General features: G+C 73.0%; 5 protein-coding genes. 4 read left to right on the top strand and 1 reads right to left on the bottom strand.

Annotation, left to right across the window (positions count from 1 at the left end):
- A partial coding sequence (locus AOK00_RS28460; protein ID WP_173861655.1) for a beta-galactosidase occupies window positions 1–862 on the bottom strand: 862 nt, incomplete at its 3' end.
- A 119-nt stretch (window positions 863–981) separates the two neighbouring features.
- On the opposite strand from AOK00_RS28460, the gene AOK00_RS28455 reads away from it, so the two are divergent.
- The 4 genes from AOK00_RS28455 to pepN all read left to right on the top strand — a co-directional run bounded on the left by AOK00_RS28455 (window position 982) and on the right by pepN (window position 5,832).
- Window positions 982–1,869, top strand: coding sequence for an AraC family transcriptional regulator (locus tag AOK00_RS28455; protein WP_055603114.1), 888 nt, complete (start codon window positions 982–984; stop codon window positions 1,867–1,869).
- A gap of 11 nt (window positions 1,870–1,880) precedes the next feature.
- Window positions 1,881–2,237, top strand: coding sequence for a chorismate mutase (locus AOK00_RS28450; protein WP_079042243.1), 357 nt, complete (start codon window positions 1,881–1,883; stop codon window positions 2,235–2,237).
- Window positions 2,237–3,223, top strand: a complete 987-nt coding sequence (locus AOK00_RS28445) for an asparaginase (RefSeq protein ID WP_055603113.1) — start codon at window positions 2,237–2,239, stop codon at window positions 3,221–3,223. The genes AOK00_RS28450 and AOK00_RS28445 overlap by 1 nt, the downstream gene beginning before the upstream one ends.
- A 125-nt stretch (window positions 3,224–3,348) precedes the next feature.
- Entirely contained in the window at window positions 3,349–5,832 is a 2,484-nt protein-coding gene (gene pepN, locus AOK00_RS28440; RefSeq protein ID WP_055603112.1) for an aminopeptidase N, read from the top strand.
- Window positions 5,833–5,966: the final 134 nt, after the last annotated feature.

Genomic DNA, 5,966 nt, shown 5'->3' with positions numbered 1-5,966 from the left:
CGGTCCGGTTCGCGCCGGCCCGGCCGCCGAAGTTCGTACCCCCGTGCGCCATGTACACGTTGACCGAGGCCCCGCACTCCAGGATCTCCCGCAGCGCCTCCGCCGCGTCCCCCGCGTCCCGCGCCGCGTGCCCCGTGCCCCAGTGGTCGAACCAGCCGCACCAGAACTCCATGCACATCAGCGGCCCCGACGGCCGGTGGCGCCGCAGCGTCGCGAAGCCCTCCCGCGCGCCCGAGCCGAAGTTCGCCGTCGCCAGAACCCCCGGCACCGAACCGCCCGTCAGCATGTGGTCCTCCGGACCGTCCGAGGTGAACAGCGGAACGCTCACCCCGCACCCCCGCAACAGCTCCGCCACCCATTCCAGATAGCCCCGGTCACTGCCGTAACTGCCGTACTCGTTCTCCACCTGCACCAGGACCACCGGCCCGCCCCGGTCGACCTGCCGCTCCACCACCTGCGGAAGCAGCCGCCGGAACCAGTCCGCCACCGGCGCCAGGAACCCCGGGTCCAGGGTCCGCACCCGCCGCCCCAGCGGGCCGGTCAGCCAGTGCGGCAGACCGCCGTTCTCCCACTCGGCGCAGATGTACGGCCCCGGGCGCACGATCGCCCACATCCCGGCCCGCGCCACCGCGTCCAGGAACCGGCCGAGGGCGTCCGCGTCCGCGTACCGCCCCGGCTCCGGCTCGTGCAGATTCCAGGGGACGTACGTCTCGACGCAGTTGAGGCCCATCGCACGCAGCATCCCGAGCCGGTGCCCCCACTGCTCCTCGTGCACCCGGAAATAGTGCAGCGCCCCCGACAGGAGGCGCACCGGCCGACCGTCGAGCAGAAAGTCCTCGTCACCCACAGCGAACGTGCTCATGGCCTCACCCTCGCCCTCTGGCGGTGAGCCGGTCCATGGACAAAGATCGTCGCAGTTTGGACGTTAGAGCCCGCCCCCGGCCCGATCCGCCGGACGGGCCCGGGGAGGGGCACCACCGCATGTACCACACCTGGATGCGCTACTTCACGCCCAGCCCCGTCCACCACCGCCTCGGCCTCGTCTGCCTCGGCGTCGGACTCCAGCACGGCACCCTCCCCACCGTCGGGCCCCGCACCCTCGACCACCACGTGGCCGTCGTCGTCTCCGCCGGCAGCGGCTGGTACCGCGGCTCCGACGGACGCCGCACCACCGTCACCGCGCCCGCCCTCCTCTGGCTGACGCCCGGCACCCCCCACCACTACGGAGCCGACCCGAGCACCGGCTGGGACGAGGCCTTCGTCGACTTCTCCGGACCCGCCACCGCCACCTACACCGAACTCGGCTACATCGAACCCGACCGGCCCGTCGTCCCCCTCGCCGACGCCGCGCCCGCCCGCGCCGCCATCGGCCGGATCGCCCGCGCCGCCCGCGCCGGCAACCCCCTCCTGGAGGTCGAGACCGGCGCCGCCGTCCACGAACTCCTCGTCGCCCTCCGCCGGGCCCGCGCCGACACCAACGCCGACGGCGACCCCGTCCTCGCCGCCCTCGCCCGCGACGCCTTCCAGCCGCTCTCCGTCGCCGAACACGCGGCCCGGCACGGCATGACCGCCGCCGAGCTGCGGACGGCCGTCCGCAGGGCAGCCGGGTGCAGCCCCAAGGACTACCTGCTCACCATGCGTCTCGGCCGCGCCAAGGAACTCCTCGCCGCCACCGAGCTGCCCGTCGCCGCCGTCGCCCGCCGCGTCGGCTACGACGACCCGGCCTACTTCTCCCGGCTCTTCACCCGCCGCGTCGGCACCGCCCCCATCCGCTTCCGCGAACAGCAGGGACGGTCGGTGCACGGCGGCTGGAGCAACACCGTTCCGGATCCCGAACACCCGCCCACGATCCCCCCGAGATCCGTCTAAGCTCGCAGATCATGAGTGAGTCCCCGCGCCCCCACCGGCCCGCCCCGTCTCCGGCCACGGCCCCGTCCCAGCCCGACGAGGCCGTACGGGCCGAGCTGACCCGGCTGCGCGAAAGCATCGACAACATCGACGCGGCGGTCGTGCACATGCTCGCCGAGCGCTTCAAGTGCACCCAGCAGGTCGGCGTCCTCAAGGCCGAGCACCAGCTGCCGCCCGCCGACCCGGCCCGCGAGGCCCGGCAGATCGCCCGGCTGCGGGAACTCGCCGGGAGCGCGAAACTGGACCCGGCCTTCGCGGAGAAACTCCTGAACTTCATCATCGCGGAGGTCATCCGCCACCACGAGACGATTGCGGACGGAGCACGCTGATGGCCCGCGTCACGGTCTTCACCCTCGGAGGAACCATCTCCGCCCGAGGCGGTGACGCGGCCCGGATGAGCGGCCAGGAGGTCCTCGCCGAACTCGGTGGCGACCACGACATCGTTCTGAACGACTTCCGCCGCGTCCCCAGCTCCACCCTCACCCACGCCGACCTCGCCGCGCTCGCCGCCGAGGTCCGCGCCACCGTCGCCGCAGGCTCCGGCGTGGTCGTCGTCCAGGGCACCGACACCCTGGAGGAGACCGCCTTCCTCCTCGACCTGCTCTGCACCACCGAGCAGCCGATCGTCGTCACCGGCGCCATGCGCCGCCCCGACCTGCCGGGCGCCGACGGCCCCGCCAACCTGGCCGCCGCGCTCGCCGTCGCCGCCCACCCGGCCTGCCGGAACCTCGGCGTCCTCGTCGTCCTCGCCGACGAGATCCACGCGGCCCGCCTCGCCCGCAAGACCCACACCACCTCCGTCGCCACCTTCGCCTCACCCGGCGCGGGGCCCCTCGGCACGGTCGTCGAGGGCGAACCCCGCATCCTGCTCCGCCCCGCCGTCCAGGCCGCGTTCTGCCCGCTCAAGCTCGACCCCGACGTACGGGTCGCCCTGGTGACCCTCTCCCTCGGCGACCACGGCGAACTCCTCGACGCCGTCGACCATCGCTTCCAGGGCCTCGTCGTCGCCGCCTTCGGCGCCGGTCACGCCCCCGCCCGGCTCGTCGAGCCGCTCGCCGAGATCGCCCGCCGCATCCCGGTCGTCCTCGCCTCCCGCACCGGCAGCGGCGCGACCCTCTCCGACACCTACCGCAGCCCCGGATCCGAATACGACCTGCTGCACCACGGCCTGATCCCGGCCGGCCCCCTCGACGCCGCCAAGGCCCGGATCCTCCTCCACACCCTGCTGTCCAGCGGAGCGGCCGGCCCGGCCGGCTACGACCGCCCCCGGATCACCGCGGCCTTCGCCCACCTGAACGGCTCAGGACTCGCCTGACAACGGCGGGCCCCCGGGAAGGACGTACCCGGCGGAGGCCAGGACCCCCGGGAAGGACGTACCCGGCGGAGGTCAGGCCCCCACCACCCCTGCCCGACGGCGAAGGCATCGGGCAGCATAGGGCCATGTCCGTACTGACGCGCGACGAAGCGCAGACCCGTGCCCAGCTCCTCGACGTCCAGCACTACAGCGTGGACCTCGACCTCACCACCGGCGACGACACCTTCGGGTCGACCAGCCTCATCAGGTTCACCGCCCGCACCGCCGGGGACACCTTCGTCGAGCTGAAGCCCGAAACCCTGCACTCCGCCCTCCTGGACGACGAGCCCCTCGACGTCACCACCCTGGACGGCAACCGCCTCCCGCTGCGCCTGAGCGAGGGCGAGCACGTCCTGCGGATCAGTACGACCATGCGGTACTCCCGCACCGGCGAGGGCATGCACCGCTTCACCGACCCCAGCGACGGCGAGTCGTACGTCTACACCCAGCTCTTCATGGAAGACGTCCAACGCGTCTTCGCCGCCTTCGACCAGCCCGACCTCAAGGCCGTCTTCGAGATGGCCGTCACGGCCCCCGAGGGCTGGACCGTCCTCGCCAACGGCATCACCGAGCAGCAGCCCGACGGCCGGTGGCGCTCCGCCGCCACCCCGCCGCTCTCCACCTACTTCGTGTGCGTCGCCGCCGGCCCCTGGCACACGGTCCGCACCGAGCACGCCGGGCTGCCCTTCGGCATCCACTGCCGCCGCTCCCTCGCCGCCCACCTCGACGCCGACGCCGACGAGATCCTCGCCGTCACCAAGGCCTGCTACGACCGCTTCCACGAGAAGTTCGACGAGCCGTACCCCTTCGACTCGTACGACCAGGCCTTCGTCCCCGAGTTCAACGCGGGCGCCATGGAGAACCCCGGCCTCGTCACCTTCCGCGACGAGTTCGTCTTCCGCTCCGCCGTCACCGTCACCGAGCGACAGACCCGCGCCATGGTCATCGCCCACGAGATGGCCCACATGTGGTTCGGCGACCTCGTCACCCTGCGCTGGTGGGACGACATCTGGCTGAACGAGTCCTTCGCCGAGTACATGGGCTACCAGACCGTCAACGAAGCCTGCTCCGACCTCTTCCCCGACACCTGGGTCGACTTCGGCGTCACCCGGAAGGCCTGGGGGTACGAGGCCGACCAGCGGCCCTCCACCCACCCCGTCGCCCCCGACCCCGAGGCCGTCCCCGACACCGCCTCCGCCCTCCTCAACTTCGACGGCATCTCCTACGCCAAGGGCGCCTCCGCCCTCCGCCAGCTCGTCACCTGGCTCGGCGAGAAGGACTTCCTCGCCGGCATCAACATCCACTTCAAGCGCCACAAGTTCGGCAACGCGACCCTCGCCGACTTCATCGACAACCTCGCGGCCGCCACCGACCGCGACGTCCACGCCTGGGCCGACCAATGGCTCCGCACGACCGGCGTCGACACCCTCACCCCCGCCCTCACCGGAGAAGGCCTCCGCTGGAAGCTCACCATCGACCGCGCGGGCAGCCGCCCGCACCGCGTCGCCGTGGGCCTCTACGACCGCGACCCCTCCGGCGAGCTCGTCCTCCGCGAACGACGCGAACTCGACGTACCCCAGGCCGAACCCGCCGAACTCACCGGCCCGCGGCCCGCCCTCGCCGTCGTCAACGACCAGGACCTCACCTACGCCAAGCTCCGCCTCGACGAGGCGTCCCAGGAGGCCGCCCTGCGCGGCATCTCACGCATCCCCGACGCACTGACCCGCGCCGTGATCTGGAACGCGATGCGCGACATGGTCCGCGACGGCGAACTCCTCCCCGCCGACTACCTCGAGGTCGCCCTCGCGCACCTCACCGAGGAGACCGAACTCGCCCTCGTCCAAGGCGTCCTCGGCTTCGCACGCACCCAGATCGCCGACCGGTACGTCACCGAGGAGGCGCGCCCCGCCGCCCTCTCCACCATTCGGCAGATCGCCCGCGCCCTGCTGCGCCGCACCGAGGACGGCGAGGCCCCCGGACTGCGCCTCACCGCCGTCCGCGCCCTCATCGACAGCGCCACCACCCCCGACCAGATCACCTCCTGGCTCGACGAGGGCACCGTCCACGGCGGCCCCGAGCTCGACCCGGAGCTGCGCTGGCGCATCCTGGCCCGCCTCGCCGTCCTCGGCGCCACCGACGAGCCGACGATCGCGGCCGAACTGGAGCGGGACCCGAGCGCCACCGGCCAGGAGGGCGCGGCCCGCTGCCGGGCCGCACTCCCGACGGCCGAGGCGAAGGCGGCGGCCTGGTCGGCCCTCTTCGACACGGACGACCTCTCCAACTACCTCTTCACGGCCACGGCCCAGGGCTTCTGGCAGCCGGAGCAGGCGGAACTCGTACGCGAGTACGTCCCCCGCTTCTACCCGGCGGCCATCGCCCTGGGCGCCCGCCGGGGCGCGGCCATGGCCGAGGCGGCGGGCCGCTACGCCTTCCCGTCGTACGCGATCGACCAGGAATCCCTTGCCCTGGGCGAGCGTCACCTGAAGGACGAGATGATCCCGGCGCTCCACCGCAAGCTGGTGGACCAGCTCGACGACCTCCACCGAGCCCTCAAAACCCGCGAGTCCTGACGCCCACCCCGCTCTAGGCATTCGCTCCGCCGGGGCGGCGCCAAACCCCTTGGCGCGCCCGCCGCCCACCCCGTTGTGAGCGGTCGCTCCGCAGGGGCTGCGCCCCCCGGCCCGGGGCTGCGCCCTGCCTGGGG

The organism is Streptomyces aureus, assembly GCF_001418135.1.
In the GTDB taxonomy this organism is placed as follows: Bacteria; Actinomycetota; Actinomycetes; order Streptomycetales; family Streptomycetaceae; genus Streptomyces; species Streptomyces aureus_A.
Note: the sequence above shows the minus strand (reverse complement) of the source record. Positions and strands in the feature narration are given on the sequence as shown.

Coding starts and splice junctions, on each gene's coding strand:
- AOK00_RS28455 (WP_055603114.1), top strand. CDS start 982: ATGTACCACACCTGGATGCGCTACTTCACGCCCAGCCCCGTCCACCAC.
- AOK00_RS28450 (WP_079042243.1), top strand. CDS start 1,881: ATGAGTGAGTCCCCGCGCCCCCACCGGCCCGCCCCGTCTCCGGCCACG.
- AOK00_RS28445 (WP_055603113.1), top strand. CDS start 2,237: ATGGCCCGCGTCACGGTCTTCACCCTCGGAGGAACCATCTCCGCCCGA.
- pepN (WP_055603112.1), top strand. CDS start 3,349: ATGTCCGTACTGACGCGCGACGAAGCGCAGACCCGTGCCCAGCTCCTC.